The sequence below is a fragment of the Pseudoalteromonas sp. NEC-BIFX-2020_002 genome, assembly GCF_013002825.1.
In the GTDB taxonomy this organism is placed as follows: Bacteria; Pseudomonadota; Gammaproteobacteria; order Enterobacterales; family Alteromonadaceae; genus Pseudoalteromonas; species Pseudoalteromonas neustonica.
Genome location: NZ_JABEPJ010000003.1, coordinates 293014 through 318927 on the forward strand (window position 1 = coordinate 293014; position 25914 = coordinate 318927).

The 25914-nt window shown below is 40.4% G+C and carries 24 protein-coding genes and 10 tRNA genes; 13 read left to right on the forward strand and 21 right to left on the reverse strand.

Annotated elements, in window-relative coordinates; all coding sequences use genetic code 11:
- Positions 1 to 35: 35 nt before the first annotated feature.
- From lnt to miaB, 5 genes are read right to left on the reverse strand one after another with little or no spacing between them, the layout of a single operon-like run.
- Positions 36 to 1625, reverse strand: coding sequence for an apolipoprotein N-acyltransferase (lnt, locus tag HJP15_RS05685; RefSeq protein WP_170173219.1), 1590 nt, complete (start codon positions 1623 to 1625; stop codon positions 36 to 38).
- Positions 1606 to 2490, reverse strand: a complete 885-nt coding sequence (gene corC / locus HJP15_RS05690; RefSeq protein WP_054206473.1) for a CNNM family magnesium/cobalt transport protein CorC — start codon at positions 2488 to 2490, stop codon at positions 1606 to 1608. The genes lnt and corC overlap by 20 nt, the downstream gene beginning before the upstream one ends.
- A 22-nt stretch (positions 2491 to 2512) precedes the next feature.
- Positions 2513 to 2971 carry an rRNA maturation RNase YbeY gene (gene ybeY, locus HJP15_RS05695; protein WP_054206472.1) on the reverse strand — a complete coding sequence of 153 codons (459 nt, stop codon included), beginning with the start codon at positions 2969 to 2971 and terminating at the stop codon, positions 2513 to 2515.
- Between the two features lie 4 nt (positions 2972 to 2975).
- Positions 2976 to 4037, reverse strand: a complete 1062-nt coding sequence (locus HJP15_RS05700; RefSeq protein ID WP_169326933.1) for a PhoH family protein — start codon at positions 4035 to 4037, stop codon at positions 2976 to 2978.
- Positions 4038 to 4086: 49 nt separating this feature from the next.
- The gene (miaB, locus tag HJP15_RS05705) at positions 4087 to 5532 is read right to left on the reverse strand and encodes a tRNA (N6-isopentenyl adenosine(37)-C2)-methylthiotransferase MiaB (protein ID WP_054455340.1); all 1446 of its coding nucleotides are present in this window, start codon (positions 5530 to 5532) and stop codon (positions 4087 to 4089) included.
- Between the two features lie 268 nt (positions 5533 to 5800).
- Here miaB and HJP15_RS05710 point away from each other — a divergent pair, with 268 nt between their 5' ends.
- Together HJP15_RS05710 and HJP15_RS05715 are read left to right on the forward strand one after the other, a co-directional pair.
- Complete coding sequence (locus HJP15_RS05710; RefSeq protein WP_170173220.1) at positions 5801 to 6970, forward strand: FAD-dependent oxidoreductase; 1170 nt, start codon at positions 5801 to 5803, stop codon at positions 6968 to 6970.
- A 226-nt stretch (positions 6971 to 7196) separates the two neighbouring features.
- Complete coding sequence (locus tag HJP15_RS05715; RefSeq protein WP_170173221.1) at positions 7197 to 8765, forward strand: EAL domain-containing protein; 1569 nt, start codon at positions 7197 to 7199, stop codon at positions 8763 to 8765.
- A gap of 23 nt (positions 8766 to 8788) precedes the next feature.
- Here the strand turns inward: HJP15_RS05715 and HJP15_RS05720 are convergent.
- The 16 genes from HJP15_RS05720 to lolB all read right to left on the reverse strand — a co-directional run bounded on the left by HJP15_RS05720 (position 8789) and on the right by lolB (position 15386).
- Positions 8789 to 8863 (reverse strand) — tRNA-Gln (locus tag HJP15_RS05720).
- 38 nt (positions 8864 to 8901) lie between these two features.
- A tRNA-Leu gene (locus HJP15_RS05725) sits at positions 8902 to 8986 on the reverse strand.
- A gap of 42 nt (positions 8987 to 9028) precedes the next feature.
- Positions 9029 to 9103: transfer RNA gene (locus tag HJP15_RS05730), tRNA-Gln, on the reverse strand.
- A gap of 40 nt (positions 9104 to 9143) precedes the next feature.
- Positions 9144 to 9228 (reverse strand) — tRNA-Leu (locus tag HJP15_RS05735).
- A gap of 45 nt (positions 9229 to 9273) precedes the next feature.
- Positions 9274 to 9348: transfer RNA gene (locus HJP15_RS05740), tRNA-Gln, on the reverse strand.
- Between the two features lie 40 nt (positions 9349 to 9388).
- Positions 9389 to 9473, reverse strand: a tRNA-Leu gene (locus HJP15_RS05745).
- A gap of 87 nt (positions 9474 to 9560) precedes the next feature.
- A tRNA-Met gene (locus tag HJP15_RS05750) sits at positions 9561 to 9637 on the reverse strand.
- 5 nt (positions 9638 to 9642) lie between these two features.
- Positions 9643 to 9717 (reverse strand) — tRNA-Gln (locus HJP15_RS05755).
- A 38-nt stretch (positions 9718 to 9755) separates the two neighbouring features.
- A tRNA-Leu gene (locus HJP15_RS05760) sits at positions 9756 to 9840 on the reverse strand.
- 64 nt (positions 9841 to 9904) lie between these two features.
- Positions 9905 to 9981, reverse strand: a tRNA-Met gene (locus HJP15_RS05765).
- A 398-nt stretch (positions 9982 to 10379) separates the two neighbouring features.
- Positions 10380 to 11471, reverse strand: a complete 1092-nt coding sequence (gene ychF / locus HJP15_RS05770; RefSeq protein WP_170173222.1) for a redox-regulated ATPase YchF — start codon at positions 11469 to 11471, stop codon at positions 10380 to 10382.
- A gap of 54 nt (positions 11472 to 11525) precedes the next feature.
- Complete coding sequence (gene pth, locus HJP15_RS05775) at positions 11526 to 12110, reverse strand: aminoacyl-tRNA hydrolase (RefSeq protein ID WP_054206466.1); 585 nt, start codon at positions 12108 to 12110, stop codon at positions 11526 to 11528.
- 16 nt (positions 12111 to 12126) lie between these two features.
- The gene (locus HJP15_RS05780; RefSeq protein ID WP_170173223.1) at positions 12127 to 12732 is read right to left on the reverse strand and encodes a 50S ribosomal protein L25/general stress protein Ctc; all 606 of its coding nucleotides are present in this window, start codon (positions 12730 to 12732) and stop codon (positions 12127 to 12129) included.
- Positions 12733 to 12892: 160 nt separating this feature from the next.
- A complete protein-coding gene (locus HJP15_RS05785) occupies positions 12893 to 13840 on the reverse strand; it encodes a ribose-phosphate pyrophosphokinase (protein WP_054206464.1) in 948 nt (315 codons plus the stop codon).
- A 99-nt stretch (positions 13841 to 13939) separates the two neighbouring features.
- A complete protein-coding gene (ispE, locus tag HJP15_RS05790; protein WP_054206488.1) occupies positions 13940 to 14782 on the reverse strand; it encodes a 4-(cytidine 5'-diphospho)-2-C-methyl-D-erythritol kinase in 843 nt (280 codons plus the stop codon).
- Between the two features lie 16 nt (positions 14783 to 14798).
- Positions 14799 to 15386, reverse strand: coding sequence for a lipoprotein insertase outer membrane protein LolB (gene lolB / locus HJP15_RS05795; RefSeq protein ID WP_054455333.1), 588 nt, complete (start codon positions 15384 to 15386; stop codon positions 14799 to 14801).
- A gap of 83 nt (positions 15387 to 15469) precedes the next feature.
- Here lolB and hemA point away from each other — a divergent pair, with 83 nt between their 5' ends.
- The 11 genes from hemA to HJP15_RS05850 all read left to right on the forward strand — a co-directional run bounded on the left by hemA (position 15470) and on the right by HJP15_RS05850 (position 25867).
- On the forward strand, positions 15470 to 16726 hold the full coding sequence (gene hemA, locus HJP15_RS05800) for a glutamyl-tRNA reductase (RefSeq protein WP_054206462.1): 1257 nt from the start codon (positions 15470 to 15472) through the stop codon (positions 16724 to 16726).
- Positions 16727 to 16733: 7 nt separating this feature from the next.
- Complete coding sequence (gene prfA, locus HJP15_RS05805; protein WP_170173224.1) at positions 16734 to 17819, forward strand: peptide chain release factor 1; 1086 nt, start codon at positions 16734 to 16736, stop codon at positions 17817 to 17819.
- Between the two features lie 2 nt (positions 17820 to 17821).
- The gene (gene prmC / locus HJP15_RS05810) at positions 17822 to 18664 is read left to right on the forward strand and encodes a peptide chain release factor N(5)-glutamine methyltransferase (RefSeq protein WP_054206460.1); all 843 of its coding nucleotides are present in this window, start codon (positions 17822 to 17824) and stop codon (positions 18662 to 18664) included.
- 53 nt (positions 18665 to 18717) lie between these two features.
- Entirely contained in the window at positions 18718 to 20256 is a 1539-nt protein-coding gene (locus HJP15_RS05815; protein WP_054206459.1) for a response regulator, read from the forward strand.
- Between the two features lie 42 nt (positions 20257 to 20298).
- Positions 20299 to 20673, forward strand: a complete 375-nt coding sequence (locus HJP15_RS05820) for a SirB2 family protein (protein ID WP_054206458.1) — start codon at positions 20299 to 20301, stop codon at positions 20671 to 20673.
- Between the two features lie 176 nt (positions 20674 to 20849).
- Positions 20850 to 21677: a tetratricopeptide repeat protein gene (locus HJP15_RS05825; RefSeq protein ID WP_170173225.1), complete on the forward strand. Its 828-nt coding sequence runs from the start codon at positions 20850 to 20852 to the stop codon at positions 21675 to 21677.
- A 15-nt stretch (positions 21678 to 21692) separates the two neighbouring features.
- The gene (locus HJP15_RS05830; RefSeq protein WP_054206456.1) at positions 21693 to 22946 is read left to right on the forward strand and encodes a DUF819 family protein; all 1254 of its coding nucleotides are present in this window, start codon (positions 21693 to 21695) and stop codon (positions 22944 to 22946) included.
- A gap of 9 nt (positions 22947 to 22955) precedes the next feature.
- Positions 22956 to 23810: a 3-deoxy-8-phosphooctulonate synthase gene (kdsA, locus tag HJP15_RS05835; RefSeq protein WP_054206455.1), complete on the forward strand. Its 855-nt coding sequence runs from the start codon at positions 22956 to 22958 to the stop codon at positions 23808 to 23810.
- A gap of 121 nt (positions 23811 to 23931) precedes the next feature.
- Entirely contained in the window at positions 23932 to 24828 is an 897-nt protein-coding gene (locus HJP15_RS05840; RefSeq protein ID WP_054206454.1) for a transcriptional regulator GcvA, read from the forward strand.
- A gap of 1 nt (position 24829) precedes the next feature.
- Positions 24830 to 25465: an alpha/beta family hydrolase gene (locus tag HJP15_RS05845; RefSeq protein ID WP_054206453.1), complete on the forward strand. Its 636-nt coding sequence runs from the start codon at positions 24830 to 24832 to the stop codon at positions 25463 to 25465.
- 33 nt (positions 25466 to 25498) lie between these two features.
- Complete coding sequence (locus HJP15_RS05850; protein WP_054206452.1) at positions 25499 to 25867, forward strand: DUF423 domain-containing protein; 369 nt, start codon at positions 25499 to 25501, stop codon at positions 25865 to 25867.
- The last annotated feature ends 47 nt before the right edge of the window (positions 25868 to 25914 follow it).

Here is a 25914-nt window from a genome sequence, read left to right on the forward strand (position 1 = left end):
TTGTTAATAGCATCATCTTTAGGTGATGCTATTTTTTAATTGTTAGAAGGCTTGGTTTCAGAGTAGGCTTTACTGAACATTAGCAGGCACCCACCAACCCCCATCAATACCACTGCAATCCACACTGGCAAATTACCATATTGACTATAAATACTGCCGCCTTCGATTAATTTAATTTCAGCTTTAAGTACGTCAGCTTTAAACTGTGGCATGTTTAATTGAGTATTACTAATAGGATCGTACACGCCGCTGATACCGTTGTTAGTAACACGAATAAGTGGGCGTTGTAACTCAAGGGCACGCATTCGTGCTATTTGCATATGCTGGTGGGGTCCGTGTGAGGCACCAAACCATGCATCATTGCTGACGGTAAATAAAATATCAGAGTCATTGCGATAATTACCTCGGACTAAATTGGCAAAGGCTATCTCGTAGCAAATGGCTGGCAGGATATTTAAACCGTTAGCACGTAGGTTATTTTGCACTTCATCGCCGCGAGTGAATGATGACATGGGTAAATCAAATAATGGTGCGATAGGGCGCAATATCTCTTCAAACGGTACGAATTCACCAATAGGGAGTAATTGATGCTTTTGATAGCGGTTATTGCCTAGGTATTGATAATGGCCATGCTCATCATCACGCTCTTTATTACCAAGTACTATAAGAGTATTGAAAATAGCGCGAGTATGGCGCTGATAGTCAACAATACCCGTTATGAGCGCTGTATTATTAAAGGATGCAGCACTATCAAGACCCGCTAAAAAACTATCAGCGAGGGCTTCTATTTCGGGGACTGCGGCCTCTGGCCAAACGATTAAATCAGTATTCCAATTTGGCCGAGTCATGTCTTGATATTTGCTCATGGTGGCCCAAAATTCACTGGGTTCAAAACGTAGGTTTTGTTTGATATTACCTTGTACGAGCAGTGTGTTAATCGTTTTATCACTGTATTTATTATCATGGCCTACAACACCTATAACGCTGATAAGTCCAATGATCGCAGTGCTGATCAACGTGGTTTTTATTTCTTTATCAAAGATTAAGCGATACAGCGAAAAACCAATGGTTATACATATTAATGTTAAGCCAAACTCACCAACTATAGGGGCTAAATAATTAAGTGGGCTGTCGGTTTGGGTATAGCCAAAACTTAACCAAGGAAAACCGGTAAGTACTACACCACGTAGGTACTCAGTTATAGCAAAGGTGCTAATAAGTAATAAACCATAGCTATTAGGCCCACTGGCAAAGCGTGCAGAGAGCGCAAAGGCAAGTGCCGGATATATAGCTAAATAGGTGCATAACAGCACCATCAATAGCAATGAGGCTACTAATGGCATTCCGCCAAAGGTGGCGATAGATACATGCACCCAGCTTATTCCTGCACCAAACCAGCCAAGGCCGAATATAAACCCATATTTAGCGGCATGTTTGCTGGCTAATTTACCATATTGGTTTTTTGATGTATGAGTACTATGGATTGCTACTGCTATGCAGGCAAAGGTGAGGGGCCAAATCCCAAAAGGAGCATAGCTTAGCGTTAAAAAGAGGCCCGCAAATAATGCGAGCCATGCTTTTTTATCTTTTGCTAAGTTTAGGCAATTAGTCAGTATTGTCTTCACTATCGCTGTCATCAGCCTTTGGTACGGTCACTTGTAATTGCAGTAAGCGTCGGCTATCTGCATTAGTGACTTTAAATTGTAGACCATCGATTAAAATGGTTTCGCCGCGTCCAGGCATATGACCAAAGGCATGTAGCACTGTACCACCTATTGTGTCGGCGTCTTGACTGCTATAGCCACTTTTAAATTTTTCATTAAAGTCATCAACGGGTGTTAGCGCTTGAACAATAAACACATGTTTTGCAACTTGACGAATATCTTGTTGCTCTTCTTCTTCATCATGTTCATCTTCAATCTCACCAACGATGAGTTCAAGAATATCTTCAATGGTAACTAAACCGGATACACCGCCATATTCATCAATAACAAGTGCCATATGATAGCGTTGTTGGCGAAATTCATTAAGCAATGTATCAACACGTTTACTTTCAGGTACAACTACCGCTGGGCGTAAATAATCGCGCAGTGATGGCAGTTGATCATCTTTATTTAAAATTAACGGCAGTAAATCTTTTGCTAGTAAAATACCTTCTATATGATCTTTATCTTCACATACCACCGGAAAGCGTGAATGTGTTGAATGAACCATCATTGGAATTAGTTCTTCCAGTGGAGCGTCAACTTCAAGGGTGATCATTTGTGAGCGCGGGATCATGATGTCTCGCACTTTAAGCTCAGACACGCCAAGCACACCTTCAATCATCTCTTTGGTTTCAGGATCAATTACATCCCGTTCTTGCGCGTCGGCAATTACCTCAACCAGCTCTTCTCTATTCTGGGGTTCCCCTTGCAACATTTGGGTAATTTTACCCAACCAGGTCTTGCCAGAAGAACCCTGGCTAGTCTGCGAGTTATCGTCGCTCATTGCGTCTATTTGCTCCGTAAATTTAAATATCGTCCCGATATGGGTCTGCTATGCCTAGATCAGCTAGTAATTGCTTTTCTATGCTTTCCATCTCATTCGCATCTTCATCCTTTATATGGTCAAATCCAAGTAAATGCAAGCATCCGTGGATCACCATATGGGCAAAATGGTCATGAAATGTCTTTTCTTGCTCAATTGCTTCAGCCAATACGATGGCTGGGCAAATAATTAAATCACCGACTAAAGGTATATCTATGCCAGGTGGTGCTTCAAATTCAAACGACAACACATTGGTTGGTTTATCTTTACCACGGTAGTCATTATTGAGTTGCTGGCTTTGTGCTTCATCAGCAATAACAATGCTTAGTTCTGATTCATCACGGTATTGGCTTAATGCTTTATTCGCCCATAGCGCAAATTGCTCAAGGGTAGGCAAGTTGTCAAACTCACAGGCTATTTGTAAATCAAGTTCAGTGTTCACGGCATTACTCTTTAGTAGCAAGTTGATCTTGCTCTTTATTTGCTAGCAAATCTTTGGCGCGCTGTTTTTCTGCACGCTTTAGGCGATCCGCTTCATCATTACGCTCATACGCTTCAACTATGCGCGCAACAACAGGATGGCGAACTACATCATGGGACTGGAAAAAGTTAAAGCTTATTTCTTCTACATCGCTAAGTACTTCAATGGCGTGGCGAAGTCCTGAACGTGCCCCACGAGGTAAATCTACTTGAGTGATATCGCCGGTGATCACTGCCTTTGAATTAAAGCCAATACGAGTTAAGAACATTTTCATTTGTTCAACCGTGGTATTTTGGCTCTCGTCTAAAATAATAAAGGCATCGTTAAGTGTACGACCGCGCATAAAAGCCAGTGGTGCAACTTCAATGATGTTTTGCTCAAGTAGTTTTTCTACTTTTTCAAAACCAAGCATTTCAAATAGTGCATCGTAAAGCGGGCGCAGGTATGGGTCTATTTTTTGACTTAAATCACCCGGTAAAAACCCCAATTTCTCACCTGCTTCAACAGCAGGGCGGGTTAGTAAAATACGGCGAATTTCTTGACGTTCTAAGGCATCAACGGCGGCGGCTACGGCTAAATAGGTTTTCCCCGTTCCTGCCGGACCAATACCAAAAGTGATATCGTGACGAAAAATATTTGAGACGTAATGACCTTGGTTATCATTGCGTGGTTTTATAACGCCACGACGCGTTTTGATGACAACTTCTTTGCCATATTCACTTAACTCGTCTTGCTCTAATGCTTTTGATTCACTAATTGCTAGATGTACTGCGTTAGCTTCAATGTCAGTAATAACACCGCGCACAGGCTGGGTCTCGACATACAAATCTTTAACGATTTCCATGGCTGCAAAGGCACTGGTTGTTTTACCTGTGATTTTAAAGTAGTTGTCGCGGTGAGTAATTTCAACACCTAAACGGCGCTCAATATGTTTGATATTTTCGTCAAACGGGCCACATAAAGCACAAAGACGCTTGTTGTCGGAGGGTTCTAAATAAATCTCTAATTTTTTTAATTGATTACTCAAAATTGCTTCCTATTTTAATGTGCCAGCGAGGCTGGCACGTCAATATCGCCTAAGGAACGAAAGTTGCCACACCTAATTCGTCAGGTGTTACTTGCGGTTCAGGTTGTGCAGCTTTGCTTAAAATATCAGCAGGTGCAACATCGCGGCGCAAGTTCATTTCTGATTCTGTTCGAATTAGGTCACCACGTAAAGAGTTAGGCAGCGCCTCTGTGATACGTACATCAACGAACTGGCCGATCACCGTGTGTGGGCCAACAAAGTTAACAACGCGGTTATTTTCAGTACGTCCACGCAATTCCATCGGGTTTTTCTTTGATGGGCCTTCCACTAAAATACGTTGTTCGGTATCAAACATTTGACGGCTAATTTGCTGCGCCATTTGAGTAATACGGTTTTGTAACAAGTATAAACGTTCTTTTTTCTCTTGCTCAGATACATCATCAGGCAAGTCCGCGGCAGGTGTACCTGGGCGCGCACTATAGATAAAGCTAAAGCTCATATCAAAACCAATATCGTTGATAAGGTTCATTGTCGCTTCAAAATCCATTTTGCTTTCACCAGGGAACCCAATGATAAAGTCAGATGACATACTTAAATTAGGACGAATTTTACGTAATTTACGAATTGTCGATTTGTACTCAAGCGCGGTATGTCCACGCTTCATTAGATTAAGAATACGATCCGAGCCACTTTGTACTGGTAAATGTAAGTGATCGACAAGTTCAGGTACATCGGCATAAACTTCAATGATATCTGGTGTAAATTCTACCGGGTGCGATGTGGTGTAACGAATACGGTCAATACCATCAATCGCTGCAACATAACGAATTAAATCAGAGAAGTAACAAATTTCGCCATCGTGAGTTTCACCGCGATATGCATTTACGTTTTGACCCAGTAAGTTTACTTCACGTACGTTTTGTTCTGCTAATTGGGCGATTTCTAATAATACATCATCAAGCGGGCGGCTTACTTCTTCGCCACGAGTATAAGGTACTACGCAAAAGGTACAGTATTTAGAGCAGCCTTCCATGATAGATACAAACGCTGACGGGCCATCCGCTTTTGGCTCTGGTAAACGGTCAAACTTCTCAATTTCTGGAAATGAAATATCAACCACTGAGCTGCCTTTGTTACCTTGCACTTGTTTGATCATTTCAGGTAAGCGGTGCAGAGTTTGCGGGCCAAAAATAACGTCGACAAATGGCGCACGTTGGCGAATTGAATCACCTTCTTGCGATGCAACACAGCCACCAACGCCGATAATAAGATCAGGTTTATCATCTTTTAATAATTTCCAGCGGCCAAGCTGATGAAATACTTTTTCCTGTGCTTTTTCGCGAATTGAACAGGTATTGAGTAAGATTACATCTGCGTCTTTAGCTTCATCGGTTAACTGGTAACCGTTAGTTGCATCGAGAAGATCAGCCATTTTCTGAGAGTCGTATTCATTCATCTGACAACCCCAGGTTTTAATATGCAGCTTTTTACTCATTGAAATATAGCCTCGTTTTCAATTCGGTAGTGGCACAAAAATGTGCTAGAAACAGGATTAAGTGATGCGAAATTTTACTGTTCGCGAACTTAAAGGACGCGTATTTTATCTGGATACCCGCCCAGATCCAAGTATAGTTTTTATCTTTGTGATTTGAAATCAAACAAAGCCTTATTTGCGATGTATTAACAGTAAACACATTGGCACTTGTAAATAGAAATACGATACAATCAAACGTACTGAAAATAGCCAAATTAGCGATTTAAAAATGATGAAAAATAAGGTTATTGTTGTCGGCGGCGGCATGGTTGGTGCTGCCACGGCTGTTAAGCTTGCTAAACAAGGGTGTCAGGTTAAAGTAATTGAGCACCGTGTAATAAACCCTGAGACTGTTTTAGCAAGTACAAAGGTTGATATTCGTGTTTCTGCAATCAATCGCTTTTCAGAGCATTTATTAGATGAATTAGGTGCAATGCCTATTTTAAAAGCGCATCGTCATGCCCCTTACCAACAATTAGAAGCATTTGAGCGTTCAGGCGATAACTTATTGTTTGATTGTCACGATATCAATACCACGCATTTAGGTCATTTGATTGAAAATAATTTAATTCAAGCAAGCATTTGGCAACAGTTTGCTGAGCATAATATTGAGGTGATTGAAATAACCCAGCCACTGTCAAAAATTGAAGAAACGGATCAGTACGTCACGTTACATTATGGCGAGCAGCAATTTAGTGCTGATTTAGTGGTTGCAGCCGATGGCGGGCAATCATTACTACGTAAAAAAGCAGGTATAGGTGTAACAGGTTGGCAGTATGGGCAGCATTGTATGGGGGTTTTAATAAAGTTAGATGCCCCCCAGCAAGTTAAAACATGGCAGCAATTTAAACCCTCTGGCCCCGTCGCATTTTTACCCATGCAAGCACCTTACGCTAATTTAATTTGTTACCACGATGCAAAGCAACTCAAACAATGGCAACAACTTTCAGCGGTCGAACTAAAGCAACAAATCCTTAAACATTTTCCACCTTTAGCTGGGGATTTTGACGTGATTGACCACGCTGTTTTTCCGTTAGCGCGTCAACATGCAAATAGCTATTCGCACGGGCGAATTGTTTTAGTGGGTGATGCGGCACATACCATAAACCCATTAGCTGGGCAGGGGGTTAATTTAGGTTTTCAAGATGTTGTTGCCTTGGCAAAAATCCTGCACAACTGCAATGATGTTGGAGCTAAAATACAGTTAAAGCATTATGAGCAAACACGTAGAAAGGCAAATTTACTCATGATGAGCATGATGGACGCGTGCTACTTTGGTTTTTCAAATCAAGTTGCGCCATTAAAATGGGCACGTAGCCAATTTTTAAAAATGGCGAATGACTCAGGCTTTTTAAAAAATCAGCTTTTAAAATACGCAATAAGTGGACAATTGAACTAGATTAAAGTTATCGGTAAGAAAGCTTTAGTCTGAACTTCAATTTTATAAATGCACGAATCACTTCGTGCATTTTATTATAGACACAAAAAATTGACCTTCTCATACCCGAGCATACAAAGCTTTTTTGCTAACTTTTGCCACTTGTTTGCATTTTAAAGCGTTCGGAAATTTACGAGTTCATTAATCATCTTTAAATTGCACGCAACCTGACTATAGAAGCGCAAATGTGAATGATTTTTTTATTTTCATAATTTTAGCAGGTACTTTTCTTTTAGGTGTGAGTTTAAAGCCTACATTTTTGATTTATAAAAAGACAAATAGCTCGCAGTGGGGCTTACTATTGCTGTTAATTATATTTTTTATAATGGCTTATTGGTGGGTGATTTATTATTTCTTTACTCAGGGTGTGGATACCTTTGTTGCTTCTAGTGTGTCATTGATCTTATTTGGTGGCAGTGGTTTTGTTGTACTAGTTACTCGATTAAGTTTAAGCAGTATTATTAAAATAGAAAGAGTAAGCGCACAGCAACGTTTTTTAGCTGAGCATGATGTCCTCACTCGCCTACCAAATAGAAATAAGTTTTTCCGCATTCTTAAAAAGCAAATCAGTCTCAATAATTCATTTACGCTATTTTTCATAGATTTGAATGGATTTAAGCAGGTAAATGACAGGTTCGGCCATCAATACGGTGATGAGCTATTAAGTTTACTCTCTCAAAGCTTGCGCCAGCACTTATCCGGAATTGCTAAGGTATATAGAATCGGTGGCGACGAATTCGCGCTTATTTTATTTTCACGAACAGAAAAAAAATATGTCAATTGTGTCACTGCTATTAATACAGCAATCAGTCTACCTTTTTCAATCAGGGAGCAAAAAATAACGGTCATGCTGAGTATTGGTGTGAGTCGGTTTCCAGATAATAGCCAACACCAGCATGAGCTGCTGATACAAGCTGATTTGGCTATGTATGAAGCAAAAAGGACGGCTCAGCAAGTTGTTGCTTACTTTCCGGAATTAGGACACAGGGCGCGTGAATTAAGTGAGATGTCTACACGGATAGAAAAAGCATTGCAAGATAATGAATTTGAGTTGCACTTGCAGCCTATATTATCGGCTTTTGGTGGGCAGTTACATGGTGCTGAAGTCCTTATACGCTGGCCTCAAAAAAATGGGGAGTTTATACCACCAAATAAATTGATATCTGTGGCAGAACAAACAGGGTTGATTTTACCTTTATCTCAATGGGTTGTATTAAATTCGTTCAAACAGTTGAAAAAGCTAAAGGCGCACGGGTTTTATGGTTTTCTTCATATAAATCTGTCACCTAAAGATTTGGAAAGCGAGGAGTTTTATTATTTTATTGAAATGCTTGTTGAATTGGATCCAAGTGTGAGTAAATCAATTATTTTTGAGATCACTGAAAACGCGATGATGACGAATTTAAATGCTGCGCGTAAAATGATGTCTAAATTGAGTAAGATGGGTTTTAAGTTCAGTGTGGACGATTTCGGTACTGGTTTCTCTTCACTGGTCTTATTAAGAGAATTGCCAATAGACCAAATAAAAATAGATCAATCATTTATAAAAAACATGCTCAATGAGCCAGCTGCATATGCAATCGTTGAATCTACAATATTTTTAGCGAGTAGGCTTAATTGTAATGTGGTTGCTGAAGGTATCGAAGAAAAGAAAGTTGAACAGGCATTAATTAAGTTAAACTGTGATTATGTTCAAGGTTTTTTCTACAGTAAAGCATTGAGTATAGATTGCTTTAGAAAGCGGTATTTAAGATAGGTAATACTAAGAAGATATAAAATTGGCTGGGATACCAGGATTTGAACCTGGGAATGCCAGGATCAAAACCTGGTGCCTTACCGCTTGGCGATATCCCAACTCTAAATTTTACTAGTTTTAGTTCTAAGTAAGAACATGGTGCGGAAGGAGAGACTTGAACTCTCACAACCTAAGTTACTGGAACCTAAATCCAGCGCGTCTACCAATTCCGCCACTCCCGCATACTAATTCATTCTTTAACAACTTACTTTGGTATAAGAAGTTGGCTGGGATACCAGGATTTGAACCTGGGAATGCCAGGATCAAAACCTGGTGCCTTACCGCTTGGCGATATCCCAACAAAGAATTATTTGATAATTTTAGTTCTTATCAAGAACATGGTGCGGAAGGAGAGACTTGAACTCTCACAACCTAAGTTACTGGAACCTAAATCCAGCGCGTCTACCAATTCCGCCACTCCCGCATACTATTTTTCATTCTTTTACAACTTTTCTTGGTAGAGAAAAGTTGGCTGGGATACCAGGATTTGAACCTGGGAATGCCAGGATCAAAACCTGGTGCCTTACCGCTTGGCGATATCCCAACAAAGAATTATTTGATAATTTTAGTTCCTATCAAGAACATGGTGCGGAAGGAGAGACTTGAACTCTCACAACCTAAGTTACTGGAACCTAAATCCAGCGCGTCTACCAATTCCGCCACTCCCGCATACTTTGTGTTATAAAACACTTGGTAGTTATTTTAAACTCTTTATTGAGCTGCAATTTAACTCTTGCAGAGCCATTTCAAAAGAAATGGTGGCTAAGACGGGATTTGAACCTGTGACCCCATCATTATGAGTGATGTGCTCTAACCAGCTGAGCTACTTAGCCATTGTTGGCTGGGATACCAGGATTTGAACCTGGGAATGCCAGGATCAAAACCTGGTGCCTTACCGCTTGGCGATATCCCAACAATAAACAAGTGATAATTTTAGTTCTTATCAGAACATGGTGCGGAAGGAGAGACTTGAACTCTCACAACCTAAGTTACTGGAACCTAAATCCAGCGCGTCTACCAATTCCGCCACTCCCGCATACTTTGTGTAATTAAACACTTGGTAGTTATTTTAAACTCTTCATTGAGCAACAAAAAATAAATGGTGGCTAAGACGGGATTTGAACCTGTGACCCCATCATTATGAGTGATGTGCTCTAACCAGCTGAGCTACTTAGCCATCTTTTTTGTTTGCACTTCATCGTTGAGTGCGGGGCGTATTATGCTGATATGACCCAAATTCGTCAACACCTTTTTTGCAAAAAAACACGTATCTTTGTTTGTTTGCAGGAAAAATAAGCTAAGCGGCTAAAATTTAATAAAAATGATGGTTTTTTGACTGCTGTATTAAGTTCATTTTGCATTTTTTAGGAACTAGGTTGAGAAAAGAATATCTTTTAGTTGGATCTTATATAAAGAGTTTGCTGTGTTGGTGAATAAAATAGACGTTTGGGCTTGTTTCATCGACTAAGAGTGTAATGATGTAATCGATATTGAAAGTATTAAATAGAATTTTGGGGCTAAAAATAAAAAAGGCTCGTAAATGAGCCTTTTAAATACTAATAAAAGAAGAGATTATTAAACGTTGAACAAGAAGTTCATTACGTCGCCATCTTTAACTATGTATTCTTTACCTTCTTGACGCATTTTACCTGCTTCTTTTGCACCACTTTCACCCTTGAAGGCAACAAAGTCATCAAAAGCGATAGTTTGTGCACGGATAAAGCCACGTTCAAAGTCAGTATGAATTTTACCTGCGGCTTGTGGTGCTGTTGCGCCTACAGGGATTGTCCATGCACGTACTTCTTTTACACCTGCAGTAAAGTAGGTTTGTAAATGCAGTAGTTCATAGCCACCACGGATCACTAAATTCAAACCAGGCTCATCAAGACCTAGATCGGCCATAAACTCAAGCTTGTCTTCGTCATCAAGTTCAGAAAGCTCAGATTCGATTGCGGCACATACAGGAACCACGACAGCATCTTCTGCTGCGGCAATTTCACGAACGCGATCAAGATATGGATTATTTTCAAACCCATCTTCAGCAACGTTTGCAATATACATCGTTGGTTTGATGGTTAAGAAGTTAATTGAGGCAATAGCTGCTTTTTCTTCTTTAGTTAATGTTAAAGAACGTAAAGTTAGGCCTTCATCAAGGTGTACTTTTACTTTTTCAAGTACGGCATTTTGTTCTTTAGCGTCTTTATCGCCACCTTTGGCTTTTTTCGCATTACGGAAAAGTGCTTTATCAGCGCTATCCATATCAGCAAGTACTAACTCGGTGTTGATCACATCAATATCATCTGCAGGATCAATAGTACCTGCAACGTGAATAATGTTTTCATCTTCAAAGCAGCGAACTACGTGGCCAATAGCATCGGTTTCACGAATGTTAGCTAAAAATTGGTTACCTAAACCTTCACCTTTTGAAGCGCCTTTTACAAGACCTGCAATATCCACAAATTCCATACTTGTTGTAAGGATGCGCTGTGGATTTACAATTTTTGCAAGTTCGTCTAGGCGAGGATCTGGCACCGGTACCACACCCGTATTAGGCTCAATGGTACAAAAAGGAAAGTTAGCGGCTTCAATACCCGCTTTGGTTAATGCATTGAAAAGTGTTGATTTACCAACATTAGGCAAACCGACGATGCCACATTTGAAACCCATAGTAAGATACCTTGTTTAGATTCGTTTAAACGGTTTTACTTAATACCTAAGCTACTAGGGTTTAAACGAATGTAGTCTGTTTTGTGCTTTTAACACACCGTCTTTTGCAAGTATTTCCATACAGCGAACTGCTTCATCAACTGCGGCATCCATTTTTTCTTGGTCTGCTTTGGCTGCTTTTCCAAGCACCCAACCAGTCACCATTTCACGATGTCCAGGATGACCTACACCTATTCGTAAACGCATGAAATCTTTTTGATTTGCCATCTTTGCAATAATGTCTTTTAACCCATTATGGCCACCGTGTCCGCCACCTTTTTTTAATTTGGCAACACCGGGATCGAGATCCAATTCATCGTGAGCAACTAAAATGCTCTCAACGGGGATTTTGAAAAAGTTGGCTAAACTACCGACTGCTTTACCACTTAAATTCATATAAGTAGTGGGGATCAGTAATTTGAATTCTTGACCTTGTATGATCACTTTACCTGTAAGGCCGTGATACTTAGGATCGTGTTTTAGCGTGCAGTTATAGCGTGCAGCGAGTTGCTCAATGAACCAAGCACCTGCATTGTGGCGTGTGTTTGCGTATTCGGGGCCTGGATTAGCCAGGCCCACAAGCATTTGAATAGAATTCAAGGTGCAAACCTAGAAATTATTCTGCAGCTTCGTCTTCAACTGGCGCAGCTTTGTTAGCTTTGATAGTTACGATAGACTGGTCGTGATCAGCACCTTTCGCTAAATCAACAGATGAAACACCTGCAGGAAGTTTAACGTCAGAGATGTGGATTGAATCACCGGCTACTAAAGCAGCAACGTTAACTTCAACGAACTCAGGAAGTGCTTTTGGAAGACACGTGATTTCGATTTCAGTTAATTGGTGAACAACCGTGTTACCAGCTTTAGTTACTACGTCTTCACCGATAAAGTGAACAGGCACTTTAGTGTGAAGTTTGTGAGCAGCATCTACACGTTGGAAATCAAGGTGAGTGATCTTAGGCTTGAACGGGTGACGTTGAATATCTTTAAGGATAGCTTCAACTTTTTCACCAGCGATATCAAGAGTAAGAATGTGAGTGTAGAAACCTTCACTTTCTTGTGCTTTGATCATATCTTTATGTTCAAAAGTAAGAGTCGTAGCTTCTTTATCTGCACCGTAAAGGATAGCAGGAACTTTGTCTTCGCGACGTAGGCGGCGGCTCGCACCTGTACCAGTTTCTGTGCGTAGTTCTGCATTAAATATATATGTTTCGTTAGACATGATGTCTCCAATAATTAAAAGAGTTAGGGCCTTTGCGACCAAGGTCCCTAGCCAAAAGGCGCGCTATCATAACACCACCCCTAACTAAAATAAACAACGGGTATAAAAAAAGCACCTTAAAGGTGCTTTATTATAATCAGTGTGTCTGTAACTAATAAGTTTAGTGTTCAAACATTGCTGAAATAGATTCTTCGTTGCTGATACGGCGAATTGTTTCAGCTAGCATGTCTGCAAGAGTTAACACTTTGATTTTATCAATTGCTTGTAATTCAGCAGACAGTGGAATTGAGTCAGTAACAATGACTTCATCAATGACAGAATTGCGGATGTTTTCTACCGCTTGTCCTGATAATACAGGATGGGTTGCATAAGCAAACACGCGTTTTGCGCCATGTTCTTTAAGTGCTTCTGCAGCTTTGCACAATGTACCACCGGTGTCGATCATGTCATCAACAATAATACAGTCACGGCCTTCAACATCACCAATGATATGCATTACTTGAGAAACGTTCGCTTGTGGGCGACGTTTATCGATGATAGCTAAATCTGTGTCGTTTAATAGTTTTGCAATTGCGCGAGCACGTACTACACCACCAATATCAGGTGATACTACAACAACATCATCAAACTTACGTTCTTTCATGTCTTCTAGTAATACAGGGCTACCGAATACGTTATCTACTGGCACATCAAAGAAACCTTGAATTTGCTCAGCATGTAAGTCAACCGTAAGAACGCGGTCAACACCAACACTTGATAAGAAGTCTGCAACAACTTTAGCTGTGATTGGAACACGGGCAGAACGTACACGACGGTCTTGACGCGCATAACCAAAATAAGGAATGACGGCTGTAATACGACCTGCTGATGCACGACGTAATGCATCAACCATAACAATAAGCTCCATTAAGTTATCGTTAGTAGGGGCGCAGGTTGATTGCACAATAAAAACATCCGAGCCACGAACATTTTCATTAATTTGAACACTGATCTCACCGTCGCTAAAACGGCCAACAACAGCATCGCCAACTTCAATATATAAACGTTTTGCAACTTTTTGAGCTAAGTCAGGTGTTGCGTTACCAGCGAAGAGCTTCATGTCAGGCACGGTAGGGTTCCTCAGGCACTGAATTTTTGGACTAACAAGCGATGCAAACGCGTCGCATGTTAACTTTAATTTTATTTACTTGTACGTTACTTCATTGCTTCAATGTATAGCGTTCAACTGCGTATGGGCAGGAGAGATATTAACGCTACTGGCAATAAAACCACTCCATGTATTGGGGAGGTTTTCAAGAACAAGTTGCGCTTCTTTTTGCGTTGCAAATTCAGCAAAACAACATGAACCTGTGCCAGTCATCTTCGACGGAGCGTATTTTAGCAACCACTGGAGGGTCTTTTCAACCTCAGGACAAAGCTTTTTAACTAATGACTCACAATCGTTGCGTAAAGTCTGTTGCTGCCAATCGCCTTTGAGCTTAGGAGTATCACGTTTTAAATCGGGGTGAGTAAATATTTTAGCCGTACTTATATGTTCGTTTGGATGAACGACGCAAAACCACTTTTTTTCTAGCTCAACATCGACTAACTTCTCACCAATGCCTTGTGCTAAGGCGCTTCTACCATTTATGAACACGGGCACATCGGCTCCAAGTTTTATTCCTAATTGGGCTAATTCATCCAGTGATAAGTGACATTTCCATAATTTATTAAGTGCTAAAAGCGTGCTTGCAGCATCGGATGAACCGCCACCGACTCCGCCCCCCATAGGTAATATTTTAATTAAATTTATTTTTACACCAAACGATATTTGACAGTGGTTTTGTAACAAAATGGCTGCTTTATAGATCAAATTATCATTTAAGGGGATTCCTTGGGTGTCACCTGTGACTTCAATGCTTGCTGTATTTGTTAAAGTGAAGGTGAGTTCGTCGCCATAATTTAAAAAAGTAAATAGGGTTTCCAGTTCATGGTAGCCATCTTCACGGCGACCATTAATGTGTAAAAATAAGTTAAGTTTGGCTGGTGCCAATAATGAAAAAGAAGTCATAATTTGCTTAGTCATATTAATTAAAGTGCCACTCGTAGAGTTGAATTTTTATTTTAATGTCTCGATGTTTTAATGTTAATTTTTTTGGTAACCAAAACCCAGCATGTTGTTGATAATCGCCGTAGCTAATATCCCATCGGCTGCCATCGGTATCTTGCCAGGTAATACTTTTCGCTCGACCTAATTCATCTACTTGCAGTGATTCATCTGTAGCCGTTCCTTTTAGCCAGTGCTCAGCATTTTCAAGAGGAATAGTAAAGCCAGTTAATCGATGCAATAACGCTGAGGCGTTTTGATCATAAAAAACCTGGTCGTCATACTCAAGCTCAGCCCCTTCAGCCGATTGTTTTAACGCTAATACTCGTGTTCCAATAAACGTTGTGAGAATAAGTTGATTTAACTCTTCCTTTTGCTGCCAGTTTAAATTAGCAGATTGACGTTCTTGTGAGCTGATAAATGCCATCTTACCTTCAACTTGCCAGTTACTTTGTTGCGATAATTGGTCCTTCCAATTGGCATAAAGGGCTGTTTGTTGATCAATTCGGTGAGCGCAACCGCTTAAAAATAAAAAAAATGTGAGTAAAATCAAATATAGTCGAATCAAATGTCGTTCCTTACTTTCCATATTCAGCTGATTTTTGGTAAAATTATTGCCTTTCGAGCATGGCTTAGCAATATTTGGCAAATATGACCATAGTAGCACTTGGTATTAATCACAAAACCGCATCCGTAGAATTACGAGAAAAGGTCGCCTTTTCGCCTGAGCAATTATCAGAGGCGTTACAGCAACTAAGTGATCATGAACAGTTTAATGAAGCCGTTATAGTATCAACCTGTAACCGCACCGAAATCTATTGTAGCCTTGCTCAGCAAAATTCCCAAACACTGTTACAGTGGCTTGCAAGTTTCCATGGTTTAGATGAACAAGAGCTGAGTGACAATATATATTGTCATGAAGACCAAGACGCTATCAATCATTTAATGCGCGTATCGTGTGGGCTCGATTCACTGGTGTTGGGGGAGCCGCAAATTTTAGGGCAAATTAAGCAGGCTTATAACAGCGCTAAAAACCATAATTCGGTTAACTTGATTTTTGATCGTTTATTTCAAAAAACATTTTCAGTGGCAAAGCAAGTCAGAACAGAGACCGAGATCGGCGCAAGCGCTGTTTCAGTTGCGTACGCTGCAGTTAATTTAGCAAAGCATATTTATGGAAAGTTAGATAAAACAAATGTGCTATTAATAGGTGCAGGGGAAACAATAGAGCTAGTCGCTAAACATTTATACCAAAATGAGCCACAGCAAATTACAGTCGCAAACCGTACTATTGAACGCGCTAAATTATTAGCACAAGACGTTAATGCGGATGTTATTGCATTAGCACAGTTACCTGAGCGATTACATCAAGCAGATATCGTTATTAGTTCGACTGCGAGTACACTCCCTATTATTGGTAAAGGTGTGGTTGAACAAGCACTAAAACAACGTCGTAATAAGCCAATGTTATTTATTGATATTGCTGTGCCGCGTGACATTGAAAGTCAAGTTGGTGAATTAGATGCCGCCTATTTGTATTCGGTTGATGACTTACAGGCAATAGTAAGCGAAAATATCGCCTCAAGAGAACAAGCCGCTGACGAGGCGCAAGTTATTATTACTCAGCGCTGTGCTGAATTTGTAATGTGGATGCGTTCACTCGACTCAGTCGATTTGATTCGTACATATCGTCAAGATGTACATGATATAAAGTCTGAATTGGTTGATAAGGCAATTAGCCAATTAAATACTGGTAAAGACGCAGAAAAAATTATTTTAGAGCTGGCCAACAAATTAACCAACCGTTTGATGCACGCGCCTACCCGTGCAATTCAAGATGCGGCTAAAAAAGGTGAAGTTGCTCAGTTAAGCCAATTAAAGAAAATGTTAGGTATTGATCAGGAATAACAGTTACATGAAAGAGTCCGTTTATCATAAATTAGAAACCTTAGTTGAGCGTTATGAAGAAGTCCAAGCGTTACTAAGTGACCCGTCGGTTATTAGCGATCAAAACCGCTTTCGTGCTCTTTCTAAAGAATATTCTGAGCTGGAAGAAATCGTTAAAGCATTTTTAGGCTATCAAGAAACACAAAATGATGTTGTTGCTGCAGAAGAAATGCTGAAAGATTCAGACCCAGATATGCGTGAAATGGCGCAAGAAGAATATAAAGAAGCAAAAGCACAAATTCTGGTAATTGAAGAGCAAATACAAGTATTAATGTTGCCAAAAGACCCGCGAGATAATAACAACGTGTTTGTTGAAGTACGTGCTGGGACGGGCGGTGATGAAGCGGCTATTTTTGCAGGTGACTTATTCCGTATGTACAGCCGTTACGCAGAAACTAAAAAATGGAAAGTAGAAGTTGTGAGCACCAATGAAGGTGAGCACGGTGGTTACAAAGAAGTGATTGCGAATATCAGTGGTGAAGGTGTTTACGGGCAATTAAAGTTTGAATCAGGTGTACATCGCGTACAACGTGTGCCAGAAACTGAGTCTCAGGGGCGCGTGCATACGTCAGCGTGTACTGTAGCGGTGATGGCGGAAGTACCAGAGGCCGAAGCGATACAAATTAACACCGCGGATTTAAAAGTTGATACCTTTCGTGCATCAGGTGCCGGTGGTCAGCACGTTAATAAAACAGATTCAGCTATTCGACTTACGCATATACCTACTGGTGTTGTGGTTGAGTGTCAGGATCAACGTTCACAGCATAAAAACCGCGCTAAAGCGATGTCAGTACTTGCAGCTAGATTACAGCAAGCCGAAGATGAGAAACGCCATGCAGCAGAAGCATCAGAGCGTCGTAACTTAGTGGGAAGCGGTGATCGTTCAGAGCGAATTCGTACTTATAACTACCCGCAAGGACGTATTACAGATCATCGTATCAATCTCACTTTATATCGCTTAAATGAAGTAGTAGCAGGTGATTTAGGCTGTGTAGTTGAGCCGCTTATGCAAGAATATCAAGCAGATTTATTAGCCGCAATGGGTGATGAATAATCGTGACAGACACGGTTGACTCAGCAATTAAACGGGCTGCTTTGCTATTGCAAAGTAGCACCGACAGTGCAAAACTAGATGCACAAGTTTTATTACTTGATGTGCTCCAAAAACCACATAGCTATTTATTTAGTTGGCCTGAAAAGCAGCTTAGTGCAGCTCAACAGTTGCAATTTGATGAGTATTGTCAGCGACGTTTAAATGGTGAACCTGTTGCCCATATAACAGGTTTGCGAGAGTTTTGGAGTTTACCATTACAAGTTAATGCAAGCACTTTGATCCCACGCCCAGATACAGAAACATTGGTTGAACATGCCTTAGGTTTACAGTTACCGACAGTTGCTAATGTGCTTGATTTGGGCACGGGCACAGGTGCAATTGCACTTGCGCTTGCCAGCGAAATGCCACATTGGCAGATAACGGGTGTTGATAGAGTGAGCGAGGCTGTCGCACTTGCTAATACGAATAAGCAGCGCTTAGGGTTTACGAATGTAGGCTTTGTGCAAAGTGATTGGTTTAGTGAAGTAGCAATGCAACAGTTTGATTTAATTGTTAGTAATCCGCCTTATATTGAACAAGATGATATCCACTTAAATCAAGGAGATGTTCGTTTTGAACCGCTGTCAGCATTAGTAGCTGACGATGACGGTATGGCCGATATCAAGTACATTATTACTCAAGCGCGTGATTATTTAACGACAAATGGCTATCTTCTGATAGAGCATGGTTATCAACAAAGTACTAAAGTGCATAGTTTTTTTGCACAAATGGCGTATACAAATATACTTACAGTTAAAGATTTAGCAAATAACGATCGTGTAACGCTTGCACAGTGGCCTGGATAATTATAAAAATTGCAGTGCGAGAGCAACGAAAACCGCCTTTGAGGACTAAGTGAATGGATGATTTTTTATTTTCGGATGAACCGCAAGAAGAAGAAGTAGAAGTAATTAAGGGGACCTGGAAAGTCATCATTGTTGATGATGAATCTGAAGTTCATGCAGTAACTAAATTAGCGTTGAGTGATTTTGAATTTCAAAATAAGCGCTTAGAGTTTATTAGTGCTTATTCAGGTGCGGAAGCAAAAAAAGTAATAGACAATAATCCAGATGCCGCAATTGTACTTCTAGATGTAGTGATGGAAACGGATGACGCCGGGCTTAAAGTTGCACAGTATATTCGTGAAGTCGCTAAAAATAATCATATCCGTATTATTCTGCGTACAGGTCAACCAGGGCAAGCACCAGAGCGTCAAGTTATCGTTAATTATGATATCAACGATTATAAATCGAAGACTGAACTGACGGCACAAAAGCTATTCACCGTTGTGATGTCTAGCTTACGTTCTTATCGCGATATATTATCGATTGAGCAATCTCGCCAAGGTCTTGAAAAAATAATTAAAGCATCGCGAGATATTTTTTCAGCTCACTCAATTGAGAGTTTTATTGAGGGCGTTATGCAACAATTAACTTCTTTGATAGGCACCGTAGATCAAGCAATGTATGCAACCAGTTTAGTTGCAGGTAACCCACAAGATAACCAAAAAAAGCTGGTTGTTTTTTCTGGTCGCGGCGATTTTGAACGCAGTGAGGGTAAAGCGATTGAAGAAGTATTAAGTACTGATCAATTACTCGCATGCAAAGAAGCATTACAAGGTAAAACAATTATTTATAAAGATAATTATTTATTTGCGTATTGTTGTAGTGAGTATAACCATAATTCAATGTTGTTCATTTCAGGTATTCCGCAACATTTGACGGATACACAACGTCATCTAATTAAGATTTTTTCACAAAACGTGCAACTAGCGTATGAAAATGTGCAATTACAATCAGAAATAGAAGCGACACAACAAGAATTGATGCTTCGTTTAAGTGAAGCGCTTGAACAACGCTCAACAGAAACGGGAAACCATGTAAAACGGGTTTCTCATATTTGTCATATTTTAGCGCTGGGTTATGGTTTATCAAAACGTGAAGCAGAACTTATTCGTTTAGCATCGCCTTTACATGATGTAGGTAAAGTCGGTATTCCAGATGCGATACTTAATAAGCCATCTAAACTGACAGATGCTGAATGGGAAGTCATGAAAACGCATACTCAAAAAGGGCATGCAATTTTAAAAGATTCAACACGTGAAATTGTGAATGCAGGTGCATTAATTGCCCGTGATCATCATGAAAAATGGGATGGCTCTGGGTATCCTCTGGGGCTAAAAGAAAAAAACATCCACATTTTTGGCAGAATAGTCGCACTTGCTGACGTTTATGATGCACTACGCCACAAGCGTTGTTATAAAGAGGCGTGGACATGTGAGAAAGTAGTCGAAGAAATTAATCAACAAAAAGGTAAACACTTTGAGCCTAAATTAGTTGATATATTTAATGACAATCTTGATGAATTAGAGCAAGTATTAGCGCGTTATCCTGACTAGGGGCGCGGTTTAATTTTATAAAACAAAGTAGTACAGGGGCATATGGAATATTTAGCAGTAAAACACACTCACATGGCAATCGCCGTTTTAAGCATCGTTTTATTTTATGTACGTTCATTTTCACGAATGGGAAGTGGCACAATCGCAAAGAATAAGGTGGTATTTATTGGTAGCCACGCTACAGATACATTCTTACTTATTTCAGCGTTTGCGTTAATGGCCATTGCAAAAATGAACCCATTGGAGCAGATGTGGCTACTTGAAAAAATTATTTTAGTTGTGGCTTATATTGTACTGGGCGTTATTGCGAGTAAGCAGCAAAAAACCAGCATTAAAGTAGTCCTATTGGTTGTTACAACAGCTGTAATCGCATTAATAGGTAAATTAGCAGTTACTAAGACAGCTTTGTTTCTTTAACTCTCTGAATGTGCAAAGACATATTGAGTCTTTGCACTAAATATCCGCGTGATCTCAAAACATTGAATCAAGTGATTTGAGAATACGCGGGTATAAACTAACGCGCGGCGTTGGTATCTCGCCTAAAAACTAGGTAAACTAGTGATTCGTTTTCTAAAAAAGATGTTGCAGTATTAATGACCACCCCTTGGTTTGAAGATCAAAATGAGTCCTATCAAGATGAGGCTTTTGACACATTCGTTCCCCAAGCGTTGTATCGTTGTATCAGCGCTGAAGCAAAGTGGGACCCTCAAGCAGATCTAAGCGATAGCTTTGCTACATTGAGCGATTTTGAAAGTCAGGTAACTGAGCTATGCCAGCAACATATTGATACTCACGAGCGCTTTGACGCATTAGTTGATATGTTTTTCACGCAGTGGCTATTTAGTGTCTCAAGTCTAAAAGTACCAGAATACACTCTGAATAGTTTTAGCTATATGCTCAGTATGCGCAGTGGTTCAGAAACGACGTTGGCAATATTATTATGTCATTTACTCAATCATGCTGATTTTGATGCTAATGTGACTATTAACAATAGTGAAGTAAACGTACATATTGCAATCAGTGATGAGGAAGGGTATTTACTCGAACCCAGTACTGGTCAGCAAAGCTGGTATATCATTCCTGAAAACGCCAGTGAAGAAAATGGTGACGAACAAGAACCGTTAGAGCTTATTTTTGATGAAGATGTTTATAAACTTTATTTAGCGCAACAAAAATGGGCATTTATCAGCGGTAATAAATTTGGTCATGCTTTGAACTGTGTCGAAATGCTCATGGAACTCATTGGTGATGATCCATATGAAAGACGTGATCGAGGTTATTTATTAAACCAGCTAGATTGCCCGCAAATGGCGCGTGACGACTTACAATTTTTTATTGATGAATGTCCAGATGATCCAGCAATAGAAATAATTCAGCACCAATTAGAAGAACTCGTAGATAATAATAAAACGCACCATTAATTTTAAGGAATTCCAATGGTTGATACTAATACCGCATTAATTACCAACGATGCCGTTGTATTTGGTTTGTTGGCTGTAATATTAGGTTTTATTTTTAAAACATCTCATAGTGAGCACAGTGCACTAAAAAAGTTTTACAAATATGTCCCCGCATTACTCCTTTGCTATTTTTTACCGTCACTGCTTAATACATTTGGTATTGTCGATGGCAGCGCCTCTAATGTTTATTATGTGGCGTCGCGCTATTTACTACCAGCGTGTTTAATTTTACTGACAATCAGCATTGATTTACGTGCCATTATTAATCTTGGCCCCAAAGCACTCATTATGTTTTTGACGGGGACAGTGGGTATTGTAATTGGTGGCCCTTTAGCTATTTTGATCATGAGTGCGGTGTATCCAGAAGCTGTCGGCGGTCATGGCCCTGATGCCGTATGGCGCGGAATGACAACAATCGCAGGTAGTTGGATTGGCGGTGGTGCAAATCAGGCGTCTATGAAAGAAATGTTTGAAGTCGGCGGTGATATTTTCTCTGCAATGGTAACCGTTGATGTGATTGTCGCTAATTTGTGGATGGCTGTGTTGTTATTAATGGCCGCCAATCATAAAGCGATTGATGCAAAAACGGGCGCAGATACCAGTGCAATCGAAGACTTAAAAAATCGTGTTGAAAAATACCAAGCTGAGCATGCGCGCACACCCACGTTAAACGATTATATGATGATAATCGCAATCGCCTTTGGTATTACAGGCCTTGCGCATTTTTGCGCTGACTTTTTAGGGCCTTTCTTTGGGGCTAATTTCCCATGGGCGCAAGAGTACAGCTTAAACAGCAAGTTTTTTTGGTTAATCGTTATTTCTACCACGATCGGCATTAGCCTGTCATTTACCAAAGTGCGACATATTGAAGCGTTTGGCGCGTCGAAGGTTGCGTCAAGTTTCTTGTATATCTTAGTGGCATCGATTGGCTTACATATGAATATAACGGCTATTTTTGAGTCGCCTATGTATTTTGTAATTGGTTTAATCTGGATGTTAACGCACGCTAGTTTAATGCTAATTGTGGCTAAAATTATAAAAGCGCCGCTATTTTATATGGCCGTTGGTTCTCAGGCTAACGTCGGCGGCGCCGCATCTGCCCCTGTTGTGGCATCTGCTTTTCACCCATCGCTTGCGCCCGTTGGTGTGCTATTGGCGGTTATGGGCTACGGAGTAGGTACGTACATGGCGTATATTTGTGGATTAATGATGCAAGCAGTTGCACCTTGAGGAATAATAATGAATAACCATTTGATTAAAATTAGTAATATTGAACTGGCCAATGATAAACCGTTTGTGTTGTTCGGTGGCATGAATGTACTTGAGTCTCGCGATCTGGCGATGCGAATTGCTGAGCATTACGTGGAAGTGACCAGCAAGCTTAATATTCCTTATGTATTTAAAGCGTCATTTGATAAAGCAAACCGATCATCAATAAATTCATACCGTGGACCAGGTATGGAAGAAGGGCTGAGAATTTTTGAAGAGATCAAAAAAACGTTTAATGTTCCGCTTATCACAGACGTTCATGAACCTCATCAAGCTGCGCCTGTGGCTGAAGTCGTTGATGTTATCCAACTACCTGCATTTTTAGCACGTCAAACGGATCTCGTTGTAGCAATGGCTAAGACGGGCGCTGTTATTAATGTTAAAAAACCACAGTTTTTAGCTCCACACGAAATGCGCCATATCATTACTAAATTTAATGAAGCGGGTAATAACAACATAGCGTTGTGTGAGCGTGGTTCTAGTTTTGGTTATAATAATCTTGTTGTCGATATGCTTGGTATGGATGACATGAAGCCAATGGCTCCTGTTATTTTTGATGCAACCCATGCATTACAACGCCCTGGTGGACGTGCAGACTCTGCTGATGGACGCCGTGCTCAAGCGGCTGAACTTGCTCGCAGTGGAATGGCGCTCGGACTTGCTGGACTATTTATTGAAGCTCACCCTAATCCAAACGAAGCCAGATGTGACGGCCCATGTGCGTTAGCATTGAGTAAACTTGAAGGCTACTTGAGCCAAATGAAAGCGGTTGATGATTTAATTAAAAGCTTTGCACCACTGGATACCAGTGCAAGCGATTTATAATTAGCGACGTCTATATTTAAAAAGCGACTAAGGTCGCTTTTTTTACGCCTTAAATATACTCTTTCTTAGCATAGGTATATAATTCACCGCATAAGAAAAACTAATTCTAAGCTTGGTTATCATGTCAAGACGGGTACCTCCATTAAACGCACTAAAAGCTTTTGAAGCGGCTGCGCGTCATTTAAGTTTTACAAAAGCAGCAGAAGAGCTTTATGTAACGCAAGCGGCTGTCAGCCATCAAATAAAAACACTTGAAGAACATTTAGGGTTGAAGTTGTTTTTACGTAAAAATCGCTCGTTATTGTTAACCGAAGAAGGGCAAGGTTACTTCCTCGATATTAAAGAAATTTTTACACAGCTTATTGATGCAACCGAAAAGCTATTAGCCCGAGGTGCTAAGGGCTCATTAACGGTAAGTTTAACCCCAAGTTTTGCAATTCAATGGCTTGTGCCACGATTAAGTTTGTTTAATGAGTTACACCCTGAAATCGATGTGCGAATAAAAGCCCAAGATCAAGATGAAAACTCGCTTACCGATGACGTTGATGTTGCTATTTATTATGGTCGTGGTCATTGGAGTGGTGTGCAAACACATAAGCTTCATACTGAATACTTAGTGCCGTTATGTAGCCCCATGTTACTTACGGGTTTAAAACCACTTAACCAGCCGAGTGATTTAGCCAATCACACGTTATTGCATGATACAACGCGAAAAAATTGGAAAACATGGATGAAAACAGCTGGCGTGCGTAATATACAGGTAAACCAAGGGCCTATTTTTAGTCACTCATCGATGGTCTTACAAGCGGCAGTACATGGGCAGGGCGTGGCAATAGGTAACAGCGTATTGGCAAAACCAGATATTGATGCGGGGCGATTAGTTATCCCTTTTAACCACAGCCTAGAGAGTAAAAATGCTTATTATTTAGTAAGCCGAGAGTCACAATCAGAACTGGGTAAAATTGTCTCCTTTAAACAGTGGATGCTTAGCTTAGTAGAACAAGAGCAAGAATACTAATATGACAATACAATGGTTTAAAAGTACGCAGCAGCCTGCACAGGCACAATTTATATTTGCGCATGGAGCGGGTGCTGGCAGTGACTCCGAGTTTATGCAGCATATGGCGGTATTACTTGGTAAAAAAGGGATTGATGTTGGGTTATTTGATTTTGAATACATGCAAATAGCGAAGCAAACGAATAAGCGCAGGCCACCTGATCGTGCCCCTAAATTACTCGATTATTATGCACATATACTGACTCTAGCGCAGCCAAACTTACCTTTATTTATCGGTGGCAAGTCAATGGGTGGACGGATGGCTTCAATGCTTGCATGCCAAAGCAAAGAGCCAATTCTCGGTGTAGTCGCATTTGGTTACCCATTTCATCCCCCAGGTAAACCTGAAAAGTTACGCATAGATCATTTTGGGGATATTGCATGCCCATTTATAGTACTGCAAGGTGAGCGAGACACCTTTGGCACACGTGAAGAGCTTGCAACACTTGAGCTTGCAAAGCGCCCAGAATTTGTGTGGTTAAATGATGGAGATCATTCTTTAAAGCCGCGTAAGCGTAGCGGTTTCACTGTTGAACAAAACTTAAGTGAAGCGGCAGAAAACGCTGCAAACTTTATGATCAAACTCGCTGTACAGTAAATTTTGGTGTAGTCGTTTTTCTAAGGGGAATACATGATTAAATTATTTTTAATGGCTGGCAGTTTATTTTGTATGTTGTCGGTTGTACTGGGGGCTTTTGCAGCACATGGTTTAAAAAGCCGATTATCAGAGTATGCGCTTGGGGTGTTTAAAACAGCTGCTGATTATCAAATGATGCATGGCTTAGCACTGATAGCCACGGCCATTTTAATTAAATGGGGTCTAAATTTAACCGTTGCTGGTTGGTTTTTTATCGCAGGTACGGTGTTATTCAGTGGTAGTTTGTATTTATTAGCAATAACAGGCTTTAAGTGGCTTGGACCAATTACACCTATTGGTGGCGTGTGTTTTATCATCGCGTGGGCTATTGTTTTAGTGCAAGTTGCACGATTTAAATTTTAATAATGAATAAGCTTAGCTTTGCGTTCTTCAGTTTGGATGAAAAGTAA